General features: G+C 54.1%; 16 protein-coding genes and 2 rRNA genes (1 of these 18 cut by a window edge). 10 read left to right on the forward strand and 8 right to left on the reverse strand.

Annotated elements, in window-relative coordinates:
* Together VZP09_RS24890 and rrf are read left to right on the forward strand one after the other, a co-directional pair.
* Nucleotides 1–1157: ribosomal RNA gene (locus tag VZP09_RS24890) — 23S ribosomal RNA — on the forward strand; it begins 1745 nt to the left of the window's first position.
* Nucleotides 1158–1253: 96 nt separating this feature from the next.
* Nucleotides 1254–1369: ribosomal RNA gene (gene rrf, locus VZP09_RS20890) — 5S ribosomal RNA — on the forward strand.
* Between the two features lie 366 nt (nt 1370–1735).
* Here the strand turns inward: rrf and mobB are convergent.
* Both mobB and mobA read right to left on the reverse strand, forming a co-directional pair.
* Nucleotides 1736–2242, reverse strand: coding sequence for a molybdopterin-guanine dinucleotide biosynthesis protein MobB (gene mobB, locus VZP09_RS20895; protein WP_021314529.1), 507 nt, complete (start codon nt 2240–2242; stop codon nt 1736–1738).
* Complete coding sequence (mobA, locus tag VZP09_RS20900) at nt 2239–2820, reverse strand: molybdenum cofactor guanylyltransferase MobA (RefSeq protein ID WP_004178039.1); 582 nt, start codon at nt 2818–2820, stop codon at nt 2239–2241. The genes mobB and mobA overlap by 4 nt, the downstream gene beginning before the upstream one ends.
* 71 nt (nt 2821–2891) lie before the next feature.
* Between mobA and VZP09_RS20905 the strand changes: the two genes are divergently transcribed.
* The 3 genes from VZP09_RS20905 (at nt 2892) to dsbA (ending at nt 4874) form a co-directional block, all read left to right on the forward strand.
* Nucleotides 2892–3161, forward strand: coding sequence for a YihD family protein (locus VZP09_RS20905; RefSeq protein ID WP_002882612.1), 270 nt, complete (start codon nt 2892–2894; stop codon nt 3159–3161).
* Between the two features lie 75 nt (nt 3162–3236).
* On the forward strand, nt 3237–4223 hold the full coding sequence (locus VZP09_RS20910; protein WP_004187940.1) for a serine/threonine protein kinase: 987 nt from the start codon (nt 3237–3239) through the stop codon (nt 4221–4223).
* Nucleotides 4224–4250: 27 nt separating this feature from the next.
* On the forward strand, nt 4251–4874 hold the full coding sequence (gene dsbA, locus VZP09_RS20915) for a thiol:disulfide interchange protein DsbA (RefSeq protein WP_328795388.1): 624 nt from the start codon (nt 4251–4253) through the stop codon (nt 4872–4874).
* A gap of 47 nt (nt 4875–4921) precedes the next feature.
* On the opposite strand, the gene VZP09_RS20920 is transcribed toward dsbA, so the two are convergent.
* A complete protein-coding gene (locus VZP09_RS20920) occupies nt 4922–5821 on the reverse strand; it encodes an acyltransferase (RefSeq protein ID WP_004150336.1) in 900 nt (299 codons plus the stop codon).
* Nucleotides 5822–6217: 396 nt separating this feature from the next.
* Here VZP09_RS20920 and polA point away from each other — a divergent pair, with 396 nt between their 5' ends.
* Together polA and VZP09_RS24895 are read left to right on the forward strand one after the other, a co-directional pair.
* A complete protein-coding gene (gene polA, locus VZP09_RS20925) occupies nt 6218–9010 on the forward strand; it encodes a DNA polymerase I (protein WP_004187174.1) in 2793 nt (930 codons plus the stop codon).
* A gap of 165 nt (nt 9011–9175) precedes the next feature.
* Entirely contained in the window at nt 9176–9223 is a 48-nt protein-coding gene (locus VZP09_RS24895) for a spot 42 RNA, inhibition of DNA synthesis (RefSeq protein ID WP_071892919.1), read from the forward strand.
* Nucleotides 9224–9357: 134 nt separating this feature from the next.
* Here the strand turns inward: VZP09_RS24895 and yihA are convergent, their stop codons facing one another.
* The gene (gene yihA / locus VZP09_RS20930; RefSeq protein ID WP_002882734.1) at nt 9358–9990 is read right to left on the reverse strand and encodes a ribosome biogenesis GTP-binding protein YihA/YsxC; all 633 of its coding nucleotides are present in this window, start codon (nt 9988–9990) and stop codon (nt 9358–9360) included.
* Nucleotides 9991–10573: 583 nt separating this feature from the next.
* Here yihA and yihI point away from each other — a divergent pair.
* Nucleotides 10574–11080: a Der GTPase-activating protein YihI gene (yihI, locus tag VZP09_RS20935; protein WP_002882743.1), complete on the forward strand. Its 507-nt coding sequence runs from the start codon at nt 10574–10576 to the stop codon at nt 11078–11080.
* Nucleotides 11081–11268: 188 nt separating this feature from the next.
* Nucleotides 11269–12642, forward strand: a complete 1374-nt coding sequence (gene hemN, locus VZP09_RS20940; protein ID WP_328795389.1) for an oxygen-independent coproporphyrinogen III oxidase — start codon at nt 11269–11271, stop codon at nt 12640–12642.
* 35 nt (nt 12643–12677) lie between these two features.
* Here hemN and VZP09_RS20945 read toward each other — a convergent pair whose 3' ends face one another.
* The 4 genes from VZP09_RS20945 to glnA form a co-directional block, all read right to left on the reverse strand.
* Entirely contained in the window at nt 12678–12788 is a 111-nt protein-coding gene (locus VZP09_RS20945) for a YshB family small membrane protein (protein ID WP_004152951.1), read from the reverse strand.
* Nucleotides 12789–12898: 110 nt separating this feature from the next.
* On the reverse strand, nt 12899–14308 hold the full coding sequence (gene glnG / locus VZP09_RS20950) for a nitrogen regulation protein NR(I) (RefSeq protein ID WP_002882749.1): 1410 nt from the start codon (nt 14306–14308) through the stop codon (nt 12899–12901).
* An 8-nt stretch (nt 14309–14316) separates the two neighbouring features.
* Nucleotides 14317–15366, reverse strand: a complete 1050-nt coding sequence (gene glnL / locus VZP09_RS20955) for a nitrogen regulation protein NR(II) (RefSeq protein ID WP_004146229.1) — start codon at nt 15364–15366, stop codon at nt 14317–14319.
* A gap of 188 nt (nt 15367–15554) precedes the next feature.
* Nucleotides 15555–16964, reverse strand: a complete 1410-nt coding sequence (gene glnA, locus VZP09_RS20960; RefSeq protein WP_002882753.1) for a glutamate--ammonia ligase — start codon at nt 16962–16964, stop codon at nt 15555–15557.
* 378 nt (nt 16965–17342) lie between these two features.
* On the opposite strand from glnA, the gene typA reads away from it, so the two are divergent.
* Nucleotides 17343–19166: a ribosome-dependent GTPase TypA gene (gene typA, locus VZP09_RS20965; protein ID WP_002882755.1), complete on the forward strand. Its 1824-nt coding sequence runs from the start codon at nt 17343–17345 to the stop codon at nt 19164–19166.

Here is a 19166-nt window from a genome sequence, read left to right on the forward strand (position 1 = left end):
GTCGAAGATACCAGCTGGCTGCAACTGTTTATTAAAAACACAGCACTGTGCAAACACGAAAGTGGACGTATACGGTGTGACGCCTGCCCGGTGCCGGAAGGTTAATTGATGGGGTTATCCGTAAGGAGAAGCTCTTGATCGAAGCCCCGGTAAACGGCGGCCGTAACTATAACGGTCCTAAGGTAGCGAAATTCCTTGTCGGGTAAGTTCCGACCTGCACGAATGGCGTAATGATGGCCAGGCTGTCTCCACCCGAGACTCAGTGAAATTGAACTCGCTGTGAAGATGCAGTGTACCCGCGGCAAGACGGAAAGACCCCGTGAACCTTTACTATAGCTTGACACTGAACATTGAGCCTTGATGTGTAGGATAGGTGGGAGGCTTTGAAGCGTGGACGCCAGTCTGCGTGGAGCCAACCTTGAAATACCACCCTTTAATGTTTGATGTTCTAACGTTGGCCCCTTACCGGGGTTGCGGACAGTGTCTGGTGGGTAGTTTGACTGGGGCGGTCTCCTCCCAAAGCGTAACGGAGGAGCACGAAGGTTAGCTAATCCTGGTCGGACATCAGGAGGTTAGTGCAATGGCATAAGCTAGCTTGACTGCGAGCGTGACGGCGCGAGCAGGTGCGAAAGCAGGTCATAGTGATCCGGTGGTTCTGAATGGAAGGGCCATCGCTCAACGGATAAAAGGTACTCCGGGGATAACAGGCTGATACCGCCCAAGAGTTCATATCGACGGCGGTGTTTGGCACCTCGATGTCGGCTCATCACATCCTGGGGCTGAAGTAGGTCCCAAGGGTATGGCTGTTCGCCATTTAAAGTGGTACGCGAGCTGGGTTTAGAACGTCGTGAGACAGTTCGGTCCCTATCTGCCGTGGGCGCTGGAGAATTGAGGGGGGCTGCTCCTAGTACGAGAGGACCGGAGTGGACGCATCACTGGTGTTCGGGTTGTCATGCCAATGGCACTGCCCGGTAGCTAAATGCGGAAGAGATAAGTGCTGAAAGCATCTAAGCACGAAACTTGCCCCGAGATGAGTTCTCCCTGAGACTTTAAGTCTCCTGAAGGAACGTTAAAGACGATGACGTTGATAGGCCGGGTGTGTAAGCGCAGCGATGCGTTGAGCTAACCGGTACTAATGAACCGTGAGGCTTAACCTTACAACGCCGAAGATGTTTTGGCGATTTGAGAGAATTTTCAGCTCTGATACAGATTAATCGATACGTCGGTAAGACGTGTTGATAAAACAGAATTTGCCTGGCGGCACTAGCGCGGTGGTCCCACCTGACCCCATGCCGAACTCAGAAGTGAAACGCCGTAGCGCCGATGGTAGTGTGGGGTCTCCCCATGTGAGAGTAGGGAACTGCCAGGCATCAAATAAAGCAGAAAGCCCGGTCGAAAGACCGGGCTTTTTGTTTTATCTGTTGTTTGTCGNTGAGCGCTCTCCAGAGTAGGACAAATCCGCCGGGAGCGGATTTGAACGTTGCGCAGCAACGGCCCGGAGGGTGGCGGGCAGGACGCCCGCCATAAACTGCCAGGCATCAAACAAGTNAAGAGCCCATCCTGNCGGATGGGCTTTTTGCGTTTCTGTCGTCCGGCCAGCGTGCCGGCATGNCNCCCCGGTGGCGCTGCGCTTNCCGGGGCTACGGATCCNNNNCGGGGCTACGTCCCTGTGGCCGGACAAGGTGCGCAGCACCGCCTCCGGGAAAATCCCTCCTATATCACCGTCGATAAATGACTATTGCCTCTCTAACCAACTCACAATAAATGTCGCGATCTGTGGTACATCATTTAAATCCAGCAGCGGAAGTGAGGTCGCGATCGATACATCGCTGGCCACGGCGATGGTATGCTCATCAATTACCAGCTCTTCTACACGATGGCCGCTGTTTTGCCGAAAAAGCAGGATCTTCGGCACGGATTCATGTTTGAACCCCTCCACTAAAACCAGGTCCAGTTTGCTGGCATCCATTCGACTGACCAGCCATGTGAGATCTAATTCCGGCTTCTCTGGCGTCTCGGTCATCAATGCCCACCGCTGTTCGCTGGCGACAATAGTTTGCGCAGCGCCCGCCTTACGCAGTTCATAGCTATCTTTGCCCGGCTTATCCACGTCCATATCATGATGGGTGTGCTTTATCAGTCCCGGGCGTAATCCTAGAGCGCAAAGCTCAGGGATAAGACGCTTTAATAATGTTGTTTTTCCGGTACCGCTCCATGCGGCGATCGCCAGTAATGGGATCATGATGGCTCCTGCATCTGCTGCAAATCTTCGAGCGTATTTACATTAATGAAAGCAGTTTTCACATCGCTGAAATTCACCGGGCGCCCACCCATTTGTCGCATAAAAACCATCACCCTGCGCTCTCCATGTGCCAGATAAGCCTCCAGTTCCGGAATGATTTGACGATGAACTAATGCAACGGCAGGATGATCCCGTTCGCCGTCATGGGCCCAAACGACCGGTGCGTCCCCTCTCTGCTGGATAAAGCGCTCCACCAAAAAGGACGGAATGAACGGCGTGTCGCAGGGGCAAAAAACAAACCATGGGCTCGCGACCTGCTGCATCACAGCAAGCATTCCGGCCAGCGGCCCCTGATAACCCTCCTGTATGTCTCGAAAGACCGGATATCCGCTGGCACGCCACTGTTCAAGATGACGATTGGCGCTAATGACTAACTCATCTACCTGCGGGGCTAATGCTTCCGCGACGTGTCGCCAGAGAGGGCGACCATTTAGCGCCTGTAATCCTTTATCAATGCCGCCCATCCGCGTGGCCCTGCCGCCCGCCAGCACGACGCCGGTTATCGCCTCGCTTTGCATATGAATATCGCCTCTTTCATTGTGGGATTGACCCTGTTAACTTGTCCCTATCAAGAGTAAGGAGCATGACCATGAAATGTAAACGTCTGAATGAAGTAATTGAACTCCTCCAGCCAGCCTGGCAAAAAGAGCCTGAACTGAACCTGATGCAATTTTTGCAGAAGCTGGCGAAAGAGGCCGGCTATGATGGCGAACTGAGCGATCTTTCCGACGATATTCTGATCTATCACCTGAAGATGCGCGACTCTTCCAAAGATGCTGTCATCCCGGGTATTCAGAAGGATTATGAAGAGGATTTTAAAACCGCGCTGCTGCGCGCCCGCGGGGTAATAAAAGAGTAAAAGGTTGTAAGCGCTACCGCGTAAAGTGCAATGAGATGATATCCTGAACTATTCGTACGATTATCGGATGTCAGGATGCACGATAAGGCTTTTACTTTTCAGACGCTTCGCCCGGATACCATTATCGATGGGTTATTCGATCTGGGTATGCGGGTGGACTCCGGTCTCACCCCGCTAAACAGCTATGAGAACCGCGTTTATCAGTTCCAGGACGAAGAGCGCCATCGCTATGTGGTAAAGTTCTATCGTCCTGAGCGCTGGTCCGCAGAACAGATCCTTGAAGAACACCAGTTTGCGCTTCAGCTTGTAGAAGATGAAGTGCCCGTTGCTGCGCCGCTCTTATTTAATGACAGCACGCTTCATCAGCATCAGGGATTCTACTTTGCCGTTTTCCCAAGCCTTGGCGGTCGTCAGTTCGAAGCGGATAACCTTGATCAGATGGAATGGGTTGGCCGCTACCTGGGGCGCCTGCACCAGACTGGCCGCAAACAGCGCTTTACTGCCCGCCCGGAAATTGGCGTGCAGGAGTACCTGCTGGAACCGCGTCAGGTGTTTGAGCAGGCGACGCTGATCCCCTCTGGCCTGAAGGCCGATTTCCTGAAGGCGACCGATAAACTCATTGCTGCCGTCATGGAGCAATGGCACGGCCGCGGGAACACGTTGCGCCTGCACGGTGACTGCCATGCCGGTAATATCCTCTGGCGCGACGGACCACTGTTTGTCGACTTAGACGATGCGCGCACCGGCCCGGCGATTCAGGATCTGTGGATGCTGCTCAACGGCGATAAGGCTGAACAGCGTATGCAGCTGGAGACTATTGTCGAGGCCTATGAGGAATTCAGCCCCTTTAACAGCGATGAAATCGCGCTGATTGAACCTTTACGCGCTATGCGACTGGTTTATTATCTGGCGTGGTTGCTCAGACGCTGGGACGATCCCGCTTTCCCGGTCAATTTCCCCTGGTTAACCGGGGAGGATTACTGGCGGGGGCAGACGTCGACTTTTCTTGAGCAGGTGAAGGTTCTACAGGAACCCCCGCTTCAGTTAACGCCAATGTATTAATGTGATATATCCAGGAGAGAGTAAATCATGAAAAAAGTTTGGCTGGCGCTGGCTGGTATGATTCTGGCTTTTAGTGCATCCGCTGCCCAGATCACCGACGGCAAGCAGTACATCACCCTTGATAAGCCTATTGCTGGCGAGCCGCAGGTGCTCGAGTTCTTTTCGTTCTACTGCCCGCACTGCTACCAGTTTGAAGAAGTGCTGCATGTCTCTGACAATGTGCGCCAGAAACTGCCGGAAGGCACTAAAATGANCAAATACCACGTTGAGTTCCTGGGTCCGCTGGGCAAGGATCTGACGCAGGCATGGGCGGTGGCCATCGCGCTGGGCGTTGAAGACAAAATTACTGCGCCGATGTTCGAAGCCGTGCAGAAAAACCAGACTGTGCAGAGTGTGGCTGACATTCGTAAAGTGTTTGTCGACGCTGGCGTGAAAGGGGAAGACTACGATGCCGCATGGAATAGCTTCGTGGTGAAATCTCTGGTCGCTCAGCAAGAGAAAGCGGCAGCCGATCTGCAGCTGCAGGGCGTACCGGCTATGTATGTTAATGGTAAATACCAGCTGAATCCGCAGGGGATGGACACCAGCAATATGGATGTCTTCGTCGCTCAGTATGCGGATACCGTGAAGCAACTGGTAGAGAAGAAATAAAAAAACGCCGGTCACTGACCGGCGTTACTTTATCTGTTTTGCAATAGCTACCGTTCTTTGTCCCGCATGATGTCAGTCAACTGACGGTCTTTCTCTTCCCATAGGCCATTCAGCCAGCGCTGGAAGCTGCGCTTAAAGTTCTTATCGTTAACGTAATCGCCGTGCAGCTCTTCGCCAATAGGGACCAGATTGATACGGACCACAATGCGCGTCAGGCGGCCGCTTAACATATCGTAAAATGGTCTTGTATGATTATCCGGGTAGCACAGCGTGACGTTCAGCAGTTTATCGAACTGCGAACCGAGTACGTTGAGCGCCATGGCGATACCAGCGGCTTTCGGCGGTAACAGGTTGTGGTAAGGAGAGCGCGTTTCGCGCTTTTTTTCTTCGGTAAAACGCGAGCCTTCTACAAAATTGACGATAGTCGTCGGATGCGCGCGAAATTTTTCACACGAACGGCGGGTGGTTTCGACATCTTTACCGCGGCGCTCCGGGTGACGAATAAGATAGCTGCGCGAGTAGCGGCGCATAAAAGGCATATCCAGCGCCCAGCAGGCGAGGCCAATGAAGGGTACCCACGCCAGCTGTTGTTTAAGGAAGTACTTATTCATCGGAATATGCTTGCGGAACAGCACGCACAGCACCACGATGTCTGCCCAGCTGTGGTGGTTGCTGATCAGCAGATACCAGTTCTTTTTGTTCAGGCCTTCCAGACCCTGGACGTCCCATTTTAGCCAGGGATTGAGATGCAACAGCAGCGCCAGCCCTTCGCACCAGCAGTACATCATAAAATTGCAAAAAACGGATATAGAGCGCCATACCGCTGGAATGGGGACCAGCAGTTTAATCAGCCCGGCGACGATGATCGGTACAGAGCAGATAATGGTGACTAAGATGGTTAAGGCGATACTCAGCGGAAGTGTTATCGCAGCGAGTAATCTCGACATAGTTAGTTTATTCAGAAAGTTAGGCTGACAAAGAGCGCCTTTAAGCTGCGCAAGAGGCTGATTTTACCAGAAAACGCGGCAAATGACGGGTCTTACCAGAACAGAAAAAAACAAGGATCTTCTATCCACATGGAAGATTAGGTCATCAAATTAATGCCAGGATCGTTGATCTGTTTTTAAGTGGTTGATAAATAGTAAATAATACTATTTATTCATTTATTTTCAGGGGCGGATAAGCTGACGTTGTAAAACTATGCACAAAGTTATCCACAAGCTAAGTTGTCGCGCGATCGCGACGATCGTTGAATCTTTTCCGCGAATTGCGGGAAAAATTCAGGATTTCATGCCCGTCTGTGGCATCCTTTATCCATAATCTGATAAACAGGCACGGAAATTATGGTTCAGATCCCAGAAAACCCTCTCATCCTCGTTGACGGCTCCTCCTATCTTTATCGGGCGTATCATGCGTTTCCGCCGCTGACTAACAGCGCAGGGGAGCCCACCGGGGCTATGTACGGCGTACTGAATATGCTGCGCAGTTTGATACTGCAGTATCAACCGACTCATGCCGTCGTGGTCTTTGATGCGAAAGGGAAAACCTTCCGTGATGAATTGTTCGAGCATTACAAATCTCACCGCCCGCCGATGCCGGACGATCTGCGCGCGCAGATTGAGCCGTTGCATAAGATGGTGAAAGCGATGGGGCTGCCGCTGATGGCTGTCCCGGGCGTCGAAGCTGACGATGTGATTGGCACCCTGGCGCGGGAAGCGGAAAGGGCAGGTCGCCCAGTCCTGATCAGCACCGGCGATAAAGACATGGCCCAGCTGGTGACGCCGGGCATCACCCTGATCAATACCATGACCAACACTATCCTCGGACCGGATGAGGTGGTTACTAAGTACGGCGTCCCGCCGGAGCTGATTATTGATTTCCTGGCGCTGATGGGCGACTCCTCGGATAACATTCCCGGCGTGCCGGGCGTGGGCGAAAAGACCGCCCAGGCGCTGCTGCAAGGCCTCGGCGGTCTTGATACGCTGTATGCGGAACCGGAGAAGATCGCTGAACTGAGCTTCCGCGGCGCGAAAACGATGGCGGCGAAGCTCGAGCAGAACAAGGACGTGGCTTATCTCTCTTATCAGCTGGCGACCATCAAAACCGACGTCGAGCTGGAGCTCACCTGCGAAGAGCTGGAGGTGCAGCCGCCGGCGGCAGACGATCTGCTGGCGCTGTTCAGACAGTATGAATTTAAGCGCTGGACCACCGACGTTGAGGCCGGAAAATGGCTGCAGGCTAAGGGGGGCAAACCGGCTGCGAAACCTGCAGTGCCTGCAGCAGCGGCAGAAGCGGAAGAAGAGGTTGAAGCCGCTACTGCACTTTCAGCAGAGCATTATGTCACTATCCTTGATGAGGCTACGCTGCTCACCTGGATCGATAAGCTGAAGCAGGCGCCGCTCTTTGCCTTTGATACGGAAACCGACAGCCTGGATAACATCTCCGCCAACATGGTTGGTCTTTCATTCGCTGTTGAGCCAGGCGTGGCCGCCTATGTCCCGGTAGCGCATGATTATCTTGATGCGCCGGATCAGATCCCGCGCGAGCGCGTGCTGGCGCTGCTTAAACCGCTGCTGGAGGATGAGAAGGTGCTCAAGGTCGGGCAAAATCTCAAATACGATCGCGGCATTTTGGCTAATTACGACATTGAGCTGCGCGGGATTGCGTTCGATACCATGCTCGAGTCTTACATTCTCGACAGCGTGGCGGGCCGCCACGATATGGACAGTCTTTCCGACCGCTGGCTGAAACATAAAACCATTACCTTCGAAGAGATCGCTGGCAAGGGTAAGAATCAGCTCACCTTTAACCAGATTGCGCTGGAAGAGGCTGGTCGCTACGCGGCGGAAGATGCCGACGTTACGCTCCAGCTGCATCTGAAGATGTGGCCGAAGCTACAGCAGCATGAAGGCCCGCTGAATATCTTCCAGCATATTGAAATGCCGCTGGTGCCGGTGCTGTCTCGCGTTGAGCGCAACGGCGTTAAAATCGACCCCGCCGTGCTGCATGCGCACTCGCAGGAAATTGCCCAGCGCCTGGTTGAGCTGGAGCAGCGAGCACATGAGATCGCCGGGGAAGCGTTTAATCTCTCCTCCACCAAACAGCTGCAAACGATCCTGTTTGAAAAACAGGGTATCAAGCCGCTGAAGAAGACGCCGGGCGGTGCGCCGTCCACCTCTGAAGAGGTGCTGGAAGAGCTGGCGCTCGATTATCCGTTGCCGAAAGTGATTCTGGAGTATCGTGGGCTGGCGAAGCTGAAGTCGACCTATACCGATAAGCTGCCGCTGATGATTAACCCCAAAACGGGCCGCGTGCATACCTCCTATCATCAGGCGGTCACCGCCACCGGCCGTTTGTCGTCTACCGATCCAAACCTGCAAAACATTCCGGTGCGTAACGAAGAAGGGCGCCGTATTCGCCAGGCGTTTATCGCGCCGGAAGATTACGTCATTGTCTCGGCGGACTACTCGCAAATCGAGCTGCGCATTATGGCGCACCTGTCGCGGGATAAAGGCCTGCTGACCGCCTTCGCGGAAGGGAAGGATATTCACCGGGCGACGGCGGCTGAAGTATTTGGCTTACCGCTGGACAGCGTCAGCAGCGAACAGCGGCGCAGTGCGAAAGCCATCAACTTCGGTCTGATCTACGGCATGAGCGCCTTTGGCCTGGCCCGCCAGCTGAACATCCCGCGTAAAGAAGCGCAGAAGTACATGGATCTTTATTTCGAACGTTATCCGGGCGTCCTGGAGTATATGGAGCGCACCCGCGCACAGGCGAAGGAGCAAGGGTATGTTGAAACGCTGGATGGCCGTCGACTCTATTTGCCGGATATCAAGTCCAGCAATGGCGCTCGTCGTGCCGGCGCGGAGCGTGCGGCGATTAACGCCCCGATGCAGGGGACGGCTGCGGATATTATCAAGCGGGCGATGATTGCCGTTGATGAATGGCTGCGGAGCGAGAAACCTCGCGTGCGGATGATCATGCAGGTTCACGATGAACTGGTCTTTGAAGTGCATAAGGATGAGCTCGATGCCGTATCGAAAAAGATCCACGAACTGATGGAGAACAGCACTACGCTGGCGGTACCGTTGCTGGTGGAAGTGGGCAGCGGCGAAAACTGGGATCAAGCGCACTAAGTATACTAAGCGCAATGCGATTTTCTGTAAGTAAGCAACATAACTTATAGAGTTTTGTGAGGATCATTTGAATTTGCTATGTAAATAGTGAAAAAAAACTACAAAAAATGCTTTATCCGTGAGCGAAAGAAGAGTAAAGTTATTCGCGTAGGGTACAGAGGTAAGATGTTCTATCTTTCAGACCTTTTACTTCACGTAATCGGATTTGGCTGAATATTTTAGCCGCCCCGGTCATTTATGACCGGGGCGTTTTTTATTGCGCGAAAGAAAAGTTTTAGGCTGTGAAAACAACGTAGTATGAACGTCCGGATAGGGCGCTACGCGCCGTTATCCGGAAAAAGCGGGGGTTACTCGGCGTCTTCGACGGCTTCTTGCGGCGGGATTTCGTTAAACCAGCTATCCAGCTTCTGTCGCAGCTTATCGACGCCAGATTTTTTCAGCGAAGAGAAGGGTTCAACCTGGACATCGCCATTGAAGGCCAGTACCGCTTCACGCACCATATTCACTTGCGCTTTACGCGCGCCGCTGGCGAGCTTATCGGCTTTGGTGAGCAGTACCAGCACCTGAATATCGCTCTCTACCGCCCATTCGATCATCTGCTGATCGAGATCTTTAAGCGGATGACGTATGTCCATCAGCACCACGAGACCCTTCAGGCACAGACGTTTTTCCAGGTATTCCCCCAGCGCGCGCTGCCACTTGATCTTCATCTCTTCGGGTACTTGCGCATAACCATAGCCGGGCAGGTCGACAAGGCGCTTGCCCTCAGCGACTTCGAACAGGTTAATCAGCTGCGTACGCCCCGGGGTTTTGGAGGTACGCGCCAGGTTCTTCTGATTAGTCAGCGTATTCAGCGCGCTGGATTTTCCCGCGTTGGAGCGGCCGGCGAACGCCACTTCAATACCGGTATCGGCAGGAAGATGGCGGATATCTGGCGCGCTAGTGACAAAGTGCGTCAGTTGATAATTCCAGTTGGTCAAGACGGTCGTCTCCGTTAAAACAGGCTATGGCAGGGATTATACCTGAACAGCAGAAAAAGGCTGTTTTTACCGCACGCCGTTCCTGTAAGTAAAAACCATATGGTTTGTGAGACATTGACTATTCTTTGTATAGGACATACCTGAGGAAAATAAGAAAAAACATATTTAAAGTGTTGAAAATTAATTAATTATAGAAATAGAGAATTCTGAAAATAGATTTTTAACTGCCAGACTGGTTGTCGATTTTTGTCAACAAGGTAAAGTAATACACAACGGCGGGGATGCTGAAAGGATTAGGACTCAGGACGAGGAGTCAGGAAGCGCCAGGAGGCGAAGACCACAGGATAGTCAGGATGACGCGCGTCTTGGAGACGTTTTACAGGGAAAAGGAAGAAACAGGGACCGTTGGACGCTAAGGGAAAGACAGGGTGAGTCGTTAGCGAACAGGGAAAGAAGAGCCCGTTAAGGGTGGTCAGTGAGGAAAAAGGCGACAGAGTAATCTGTCGCCTTTTTTCTTTGCTTGCTTTCTGCTAGATTCCGCCTCAATTCTATACTGAATACTACTGTCTGAAGATTACACATCATGAAAAAACCGACATCCGCCACCCGTGGCAAATCCGGCCGCAAGTCGCGTGAAGAGTTAAATCAGGAAGCTCGCGATCGCAAACGGCAGAAGAAACATCGTGGCCACGCGGCAGGCAGTCGCGCGAACGGCGGCGATGCGGCTTCAGCGGGTAAAAAACAGCGTCAGGCGCAAGATCCGCGCGTGGGTAGCAAAAAACCGATCCCGCTGGGCGTGAGCGAAAGCAGCGCTCCAGCCCCCAAGCAGCATAAACCAAAGAGCGAGAAACCTATGCTTTCACCGCAGGCTGAGCTGGAGTTGCTGGAGAATGATGAGCGCCTGGACGCGCTGCTGGAACGTCTGGAAGAGGGCGGCACCCTTAATGCTGAAGAGCAGAGCTGGGTGGACGCCAAACTGGATCGCATTGATGAGCTGATGCAGCAGCTCGGCCTCTCTTACGATGATGAAGATGAAGAAGAGGAAGAGCGTCAGGAAGATATGATGCGTCTGCTGAAGGGTGGAAACTAACATTTGCATCCCATCGGATTCCCGGTACTCCTTATAACCCTTCTGGTTATATGTTATCTGCTGTGGTTATTCGTTAAACTACAACGGTTGTCGCGGCGTCAGAAATGGCTGCGCAACCGGCTCATGACCCGCGGTGCGGTGGGGCCGGGACGGCGTACCCGTCGGCGGCACCATCGGAAGGAGTGAGCATGTCTGAGCAGATAATCGACTGGGATCTGGCCCTGATCCAGAAATATAACTATTCCGGGCCGCGCTATACCTCGTATCCCACCGCGCTGGAGTTTTCACCGCAATTTGGCGCGGCGGAATTCGATGCCGCTGTGGCCCGTTACCCACAGCGTCCCCTGTCGCTGTACGTGCATATCCCGTTTTGCCATAAGCTGTGTTATTTCTGCGGCTGCAATAAGATAGTCACCCGCCAGCAGCATAAGGCCGATCAATATCTCGATGTCCTTGAACAGGAGATCATCCACCGCGCGCCGCTGTTTGCCACTCGCCAGGTGAAGCAACTGCACTGGGGGGGCGGCACGCCAACTTATCTCAATAAGTCGCAAATCAGTCGCCTGATGGATCTGTTGCGCAGCCATTTCCATTTCAGCGCGGAAGCCGAGATCTCCATTGAGGTCGATCCGCGTGAAATCGAGCTGGATGTCCTCGATCATTTACGCGCTGAGGGTTTCAACCGCCTGAGTATGGGCGTACAGGACTTCAATAAAGAGGTTCAGCGTCTGGTTAACCGTGAGCAGGACGAAGCGTTCATCTTTGATTTGCTCAACCATGCGCGGGAGATTGGTTTTACCTCGACCAATATCGACCTCATTTATGGCCTGCCGAAGCAAACGCCGGAGAGCTTCGCCTTTACCCTGCAAAAGGTCGCCGAGCTCAATCCTGACCGCCTGAGCGTGTTTAACTATGCGCATCTGCCCACGCTCTTTGCCGCTCAGCGGAAGATTAAAGATGCCGATCTGCCCTCAGCTGAGCAGAAGCTGGAGATCCTGCAGGAAACCATCGGCTCGCTGACGACGGCAGGCTATCAGTTTATCGGCATGGACCATTTCGCCCGTCCCGATGATGAATTAGCGGTCGCGCAACGTCACGGCGTACTGCATCGTAATTTCCAGGGCTACACCACTCAGGGCGATACCGATCTGCTGGGGATGGGCGTTTCGGCGATCAGCATGATTGGCGACAGCTACGCCCAGAACCAAAAAGAGCTCAAGCAGTACTACCAGCAGGTAGCAGAGCAAGGGAACGCCCTGTGGCGCGGGATCGCGTTAACTCGCGATGACTGTCTGCGTCGCGACGTGATTAAGGCGTTGATCTGTAACTTCCAGCTGGTTATCGCGGCGGTCGAGGCGCAGTGGGACGTGGATTTTGCGTCTTATTTCGCCGAGGATCTGAAGCTGCTGGCGCCGCTGGCGCATGACGGGCTGGTGGCTGTGGATGATAAGGTCATTCAGGTGACGGCGAAAGGTCGCCTGCTGATCCGCAACATCTGTATGTGCTTTGATGCCTACCTACGGCAAAAGGCCCGGATGCAGCAGTTCTCACGGGTTATTTAATGTTTTCCCCCTCTCCCGCAGGAGAGGGGGAACAATTAGCTGAACAGCCCGACCAGCGCAGCGCACAGCACGGCAGCGACTGCCGTTTGTGGCGTGTGACTCGCAGCGGCGCCGCTCGATATCATACTCACCAGTGATTCAAACATGATGCTCTCCCCTAATGCCGGGGACGATCATACTCAACTCATCGGAACAGTAAAGTACAAAATAGCAGCACTTTGCGCCGATCGGCTATTTTTCATCATGCTGTTGAACCCTACTCCATACCCAACTCTTTTAGCTTACGCGTCAGGGTATTACGTCCCCATCCCAGCAGGCGCGCAGCCTCCTGTTTGTGCCCCTGAGTATGGCGCAGGGCGGTCGTTAGCAGCGTGCGCTCCATTTCGGGTTGCGCTTCTGAGAGCAGGTTTTGATGACCGGATCGCAACGCCCGATCGGCCCACTGACCCAGCAGCGTCGCCCAGCTGTCAGGCTGCATCTGCGTTGGGCTATCAGGAATCGTGGTCTCAAACAGTTCGCTCGGCAGATCCTGCGTCAGCACCTCCTGGCCGGCGGCCATGACGGTGAGCCAGCGACAGGTGTTTTCCAGCTGACGGACGTTGCCTGGCCACGCCAGGCGGGTCAGCGCTGTCTCCGTTTCCGGATGCAGCTGTTTGGCTTCAACGCCGAGCTCGCGGGCGGCTATCTGCAGAAAATGGCGGGCCAGGCGTGGAATATCTTCCCGGCGCTCGCGCAGCGGTGGTAAATGCACCCGGATGACGTTCAGGCGGTGGAACAAATCTTCACGAAATTTCCCCTCCTGCACGCGCTGTTCCAGGTTCTGGTGGGTGGCGGCGATGATCCGCACATCGACCTTGACCGGCGCGTAACCGCCCACGCGATAAAACTGGCCATCCGCCAGCACGCGCAGCAGACGAGTCTGGACATCAAGCGGCATATCGCCAATTTCATCCAGGAACAGCGTACCGCCGTCAGCCTGTTCAAAGCGACCCTGACGGACGGTATTGGCGCCGGTAAAGGCTCCTTTTTCATGGCCGAACAGCTCGGACTCAATCAGGTCCTTGGGGATCGCCGCCATATTCAGCGCGATAAACGGCGCTTTTGAGCGCGGACTATGGCGATGCAGGGCATGTGCGACAAGTTCTTTACCGGTACCGGATTCGCCATTGATCAGCACGCTGATGGATGAGCGCGACAGGCGGCCAATAATGCGAAAGACATCCTGCATAGCTGGCGCTTCGCCGATGATGTCGGCGGTTGGGCTACTTATCGGCGCATTTCGCGGCTGCTGCTGCTCTTGATAGTGGCTTATCGCCCGGTCGACGAGGGCGACGGCTTCATCGATATCAAAAGGTTTGGGCAAATAATCAAACGCGCCCTGCTGATAAGCGCTGACCGCGGCGTCCAGATCGGAATGCGCGGTCATTATGATGACCGGAAGCATTGGATGGCGCTGCTTAATCTGTTTGAGCAGCGCCAGACCATCCATTCCCGGCATACGGATATCTGACAGCAGTACATCCGGGGTTTTGGTGGTGAGGGCATCTAGCACCTCATTGCCGCTTTCGAACGTTGTGCAGCTCAAGCCGGCTCCGGTGAGCGCGCGTTCAAGCACCCAGCGGATGGAGCTATCGTCATCAACGATCCAGGCTATCCCTCGTTGCATAAACACCTCTACTTCCGAATAGGCAGGTATACCGAAAATTCGGTATGACCCGGCCAGCTGGTGAATTCAATTTTGCCGGAGTGCTGATCGATAAGGCTACGGGCGATAGATAAGCCCAGGCCGGTACCGCCTTCGCGGCCGCTGACCATCGGATAGAACAGCGTATCCTGGAGATGGGGCGGAATACCCGGGCCATTATCTTCAACGTCGATGCGGGCGGCGAGGCGATAACGCACCCCGTGCAGCGTCAGCTGGAAAGCGGTGCGGGTGCGAAGAATAATTTCGCCCCCTTCCGGCCCCAGCGCCTGCAGCGCATTACGGACGATGTTCAGCAACACCTGTTCAATTTGATCCGGGTCGTGGGGTAGCTCTGGTAGGCTGGGGTCGTAATCGCGGATCAACTTCACGTTGTCCGGCAACTCCATGGAAACCAGTTTAACTACCCGTTCGGCGACTTTGTGGATGCTTTCGGTAACGTGCATGCCCGGATGCTGTGGTCCGAGCAGGCGGTCGACCAGATTTCTTAGCCGGTCGGCCTGCTCAATGATCACTTTGGTATATTCCGTTAGCGCCGGATCGGGCAGCGCTTTGCTGAGCAGCTGGGCCGCGCCGCGCAGGCCGCCTAACGGGTTTTTTATCTCATGCGCCAGGCCGCGGACGAGGTCGCGAGCGGCGACCTGCTGCGCATGCTGCAGCTGCTCCTGGCTCAGGCGGCGCTGATTATCCATCGGCGCCATTTCCAGCAGAATAAAGCCTTCCGGCAGCCGCTGGGCGGTCAACGACAGGATGTGCGAACGGCCATCGATAACCAACGTCACTTCGTTATCGGTAAACCCCTGGCCCGCCTGCAGACTCTCCTGCATCAGCCCGATATTCAACGAAAAATAGCTCAACAGTTCAGGTAATGGGGTGCCAAACAGTTTGCGCGAGCTCTGCGCCAGCAGCTGCTGCGCCGCAGGGTTGGCAAAGTGCACCGCCAGGTCATCATCGACCAGTAAAATACTGTTGATAAGGGAGTTAAGGATCTGCCCAGCATCGGGCAGTGTGCCTGTTGCCATTCGACAGTCTCCTGAAAATGAGTGCACCAATTTAGTGCAGTATAGCTTTTTATCGGTAAAAAGCTCGCGAGATCAGCGTGTTGGTGGAGAAAAAAGCCCATCCTGAGATGGGCTGAAAGTTTCCACGGCAACAAAATATCCCGGGCATCTCGCGCCACAACACGACATACCCTGGATTTACAGCAAAATTAGACGCTGTAGTACAGTTCGAACTCAACCGGATGCGGAGTCATGCGTACGCGGTCGTTCTCTTCCATACGCAGGGCGATGTAGGCATCGATAGCGTCATTGGTGAACACGCCGCCAGCGGTCAGGAACTCGCGATCAGCATCCAGGGCCTGCAGGGCTTCTTCCAGAGAACCGGCAACCTGCGGGATCTCTTTCGCTTCTTCCGGCGGCAGGTCATACAGGTTTTTATCCATTGCTTCGCCCGGATGGATTTTGTTCTTGATACCATCAAGGCCAGCCATCAGCAGCGCCGCAAAGCACAGGTACGGGTTGGCAGCCGGGTCCGGGAAGCGCACTTCGATACGACGCGCTTTCGGAGAGGTCACCACCGGAATACGGATAGAGGCAGAGCGGTTACGGGCAGAGTAAGCCAGCATAACCGGCGCTTCGTAACCCGGGACCAGACGCTTGTAGGAGTTGGTGGTCGGGTTCGCCAGGGCGTTGATGGCTTTAGCGTGTTTGATTACGCCGCCGATGTAGAACAGCGCCTGCTCAGACAGACCGGCGTATTTGTCGCCGGAGAACAGGTTGGTACCGTTTTTCGCCAGAGACATATGGCAGTGCATGCCGGAGCCGTTGTCGCCGAACATCGGTTTCGGCATAAAGGTCGCGGTTTTACCAAAGCGGTGAGCGACGTTGTGAACAACGTATTTGTAAATCTGAATTTCATCCGCTTTTTTGGTCATGGTATTGAAGCGGGTTGCCACTTCGTTCTGACCTGCGGTTGCTACTTCATGGTGATGGGCTTCAACAACCAGACCCATCTCTTCCATGATCATACACATGGTGGAACGGATGTCCTGAGAAGAGTCTACTGGCGGAACCGGGAAGTAACCCCCTTTCACGCCCGGACGGTGACCTTTGTTACCGCCTTCGTATTTGGTGGAGGAGTTCCACGCACCTTCAATGTCATCGATCGCGACATGGGAGCCGGAGATAGAGGCGCCAAAACGGATGTCGTCGAACAGGAAGAATTCTGGTTCTGGCCCGAACAGGACGGTATCAGCGATGCCGGTGGCGCGCAGGTACTCTTCAGCGCGTTTCGCGATGGAGCGCGGGTCACGGTCATAGCCCTGCAGAGTGCCTGGCTCGAGGATATCGCAGCGGATGATCAGGGTCGGTTCTTCGTAGAACGGGTCAATGACCGCGGTGGACGCGTCCGGCATCAGGACCATGTCAGATTCGTTGATACCTTTCCAGCCACCAATCGAGGAGCCATCAAACATTTTGCCTTCTTCGAAGAATTCGGCATTTACCTGATGAGACGGAATCGTGACGTGCTGTTCTTTACCTTTGGTATCGGTGAAGCGCAGATCGACAAACTTCACTTCGTGCTCGTTCAGCATCGTCAAAACGTGTTCAGCGGACATACTTAAACTCTCCCGGATTGGTCATTGTCGTCGTGGTAACGAAAACTTCATACTGCTTAAAAGTGGCGTTGTTGCCTTAAAAAATATAAAGCGAAATCTGTGCCAACTTTTAAATGCCCCATAAAACGCTGTATCATGCGCACCATAGTGCAAAAGGACTGCACCATGATGGAGATAATGCACCAAAATAGTGCTTCAGTGTGAACATTGAGCACCATTTTGGTGCAATTTTTGTTACGGTGCCCTTTTATCGCTCCGTGAAAGCGGTCACAAAGAAACTCTGCAATACTTGTTTGCGGAGGATGTTTGTGATCCTGTTCAGTCCTTCGCTTAATACGTGTACAATAACGCGCTATTTCTAATGCCTGAGGCAAAGTTGTGATCGAAAATCTGCGTAATATCGCCATCATCGCGCACGTTGACCATGGTAAAACTACCCTGGTTGACAAGCTGCTACAGCAATCCGGTACGTTCGACGCACGTACTGAAGCACAAGAACGTGTGATGGACTCCAACGATTTGGAGAAAGAGCGTGGGATTACCATCCTCGCGAAAAACACCGCAATCAAATGGAATGATTACCGTATCAACATCGTTGATACCCCAGGGCACGCCGACTTCGGAGGTGAAGTTGAGCGTGTTATGTCCATGGTTGACTCTGTGCTGCTGGTGGTAGATGCCTTTGATGGCCCGATGCCGCAAACGCGCTTCGTGACCAAAAAAGCTTTTGCCCACGGTCTGAAGCCGATCGTGGTCATCAACAAAGTTGACCGCCCGGGCGCGCGTCCGGACTGGGTTGTCGATCAGGTGTTCGACCTGTTCGTTAACCTCGATGCGACCGACGAACAGCTGGACTTCCCGATCGTTTACGCGTCCGCGCTGAACGGTATCGCGGGTCTGGATCACGAAGACATGGCTGACGACATGACCCCGCTGTACCAGGCGATTGTCGATCGCGTGCCGGCGCCGGACGTTGATCTTGACGGTCCGCTGCAGATGCAGATCTCCCAGCTGGACTACAACAACTACGTTGGTGTTATCGGCATCGGCCGCATCAAGCGCGGTAAAGTGAAGCCGAACCAGCAGGTCACTATCATCGATAGCGAAGGCAAAACCCGTAACGGTAAAGTCGGTAAGGTACTGACTCACCTGGGTCTGGAGCGAATTGAGAGCGACGTAGCTGAAGCTGGCGACATCATCGCGATCACCGGTCTGGGCGAGCTGAACATCTCCGACACCATCTGCGACCCGCAGAATGTCGAAGCGCTGCCGGCCCTGTCCGTTGATGAGCCGACCGTTTCCATGTTCTTCAACGTCAACACCTCTCCGTTCTGCGGTAAAGAAGGTAAGTTCGTTACCTCTCGCCAGATCCTGGACCGTCTGAATAAAGAGCTGGTGCACAACGTGGCGCTGCGCGTTGAAGAAACCGAAGACGCTGATGCGTTCCGCGTTTCCGGCCGTGGTGAACTGCACCTGTCCGTTCTGATTGAAAACATGCGTCGTGAAGGTTTCGAGATGGCGGTTTCCCGTCCGAAAGTTATCTTCCGCGAAATCGACGGCCGTAAACAAGAGCCGTTCGAGAACGTGACGCTGGACGTCGAAGAGCAGCACCAGGGTTCTGTCATGCAGGCGCTGGGCGAGCGTAAAGGCGACCTGAAAAACATGAATCCGGACGGTAAAGGCCGCGTACGTCTCGACTACGTGATCCCAAGCCGCGGTCTGATCGGCTTCCGTTCAGAGTTCATGACCATGACCTCCGGTACCGGTCTGCTGTACTCCACCTTCAGCCACTACGACGACGTTCGTCCGGGCGAAGTGGGCCAGCGTAACAACGGCGTACTGATCTCCAACGGTCAGGGTAAAGCGGTAGCGTTCGCGCTGTTCGGTCTGCAGGATCGCGGTAAGCTGTTCCTCGGCCACGGCGCTGAAGTTTACGAAGGCCAGATCATCGGTATTCACAGCCGTTCCAACGACCTGACGGTAAACTGCCTGACCGGTAAGAAACTGACCAACATGCGTGCGTCTGGTACTGACGAAGCCACGGTTCTGGTTCCGCCGGTTAAGATGACCCTGGAGCAGGCTCTGGAGTTCATCGATGACGACGAACTGGTAGAAGTTACTCCGACCTCTATCCGTATCCGTAAACGTCACCTGACCGAGAACGACCGTAAACGCGCGATGCGCGGTGCAAAAGAAGAGTAA

This window comes from Klebsiella sp. EMBS2024 (genome assembly GCF_036233805.1).
GTDB classification, from domain to species: domain Bacteria; phylum Pseudomonadota; class Gammaproteobacteria; order Enterobacterales; family Enterobacteriaceae; genus Klebsiella; species Klebsiella pneumoniae.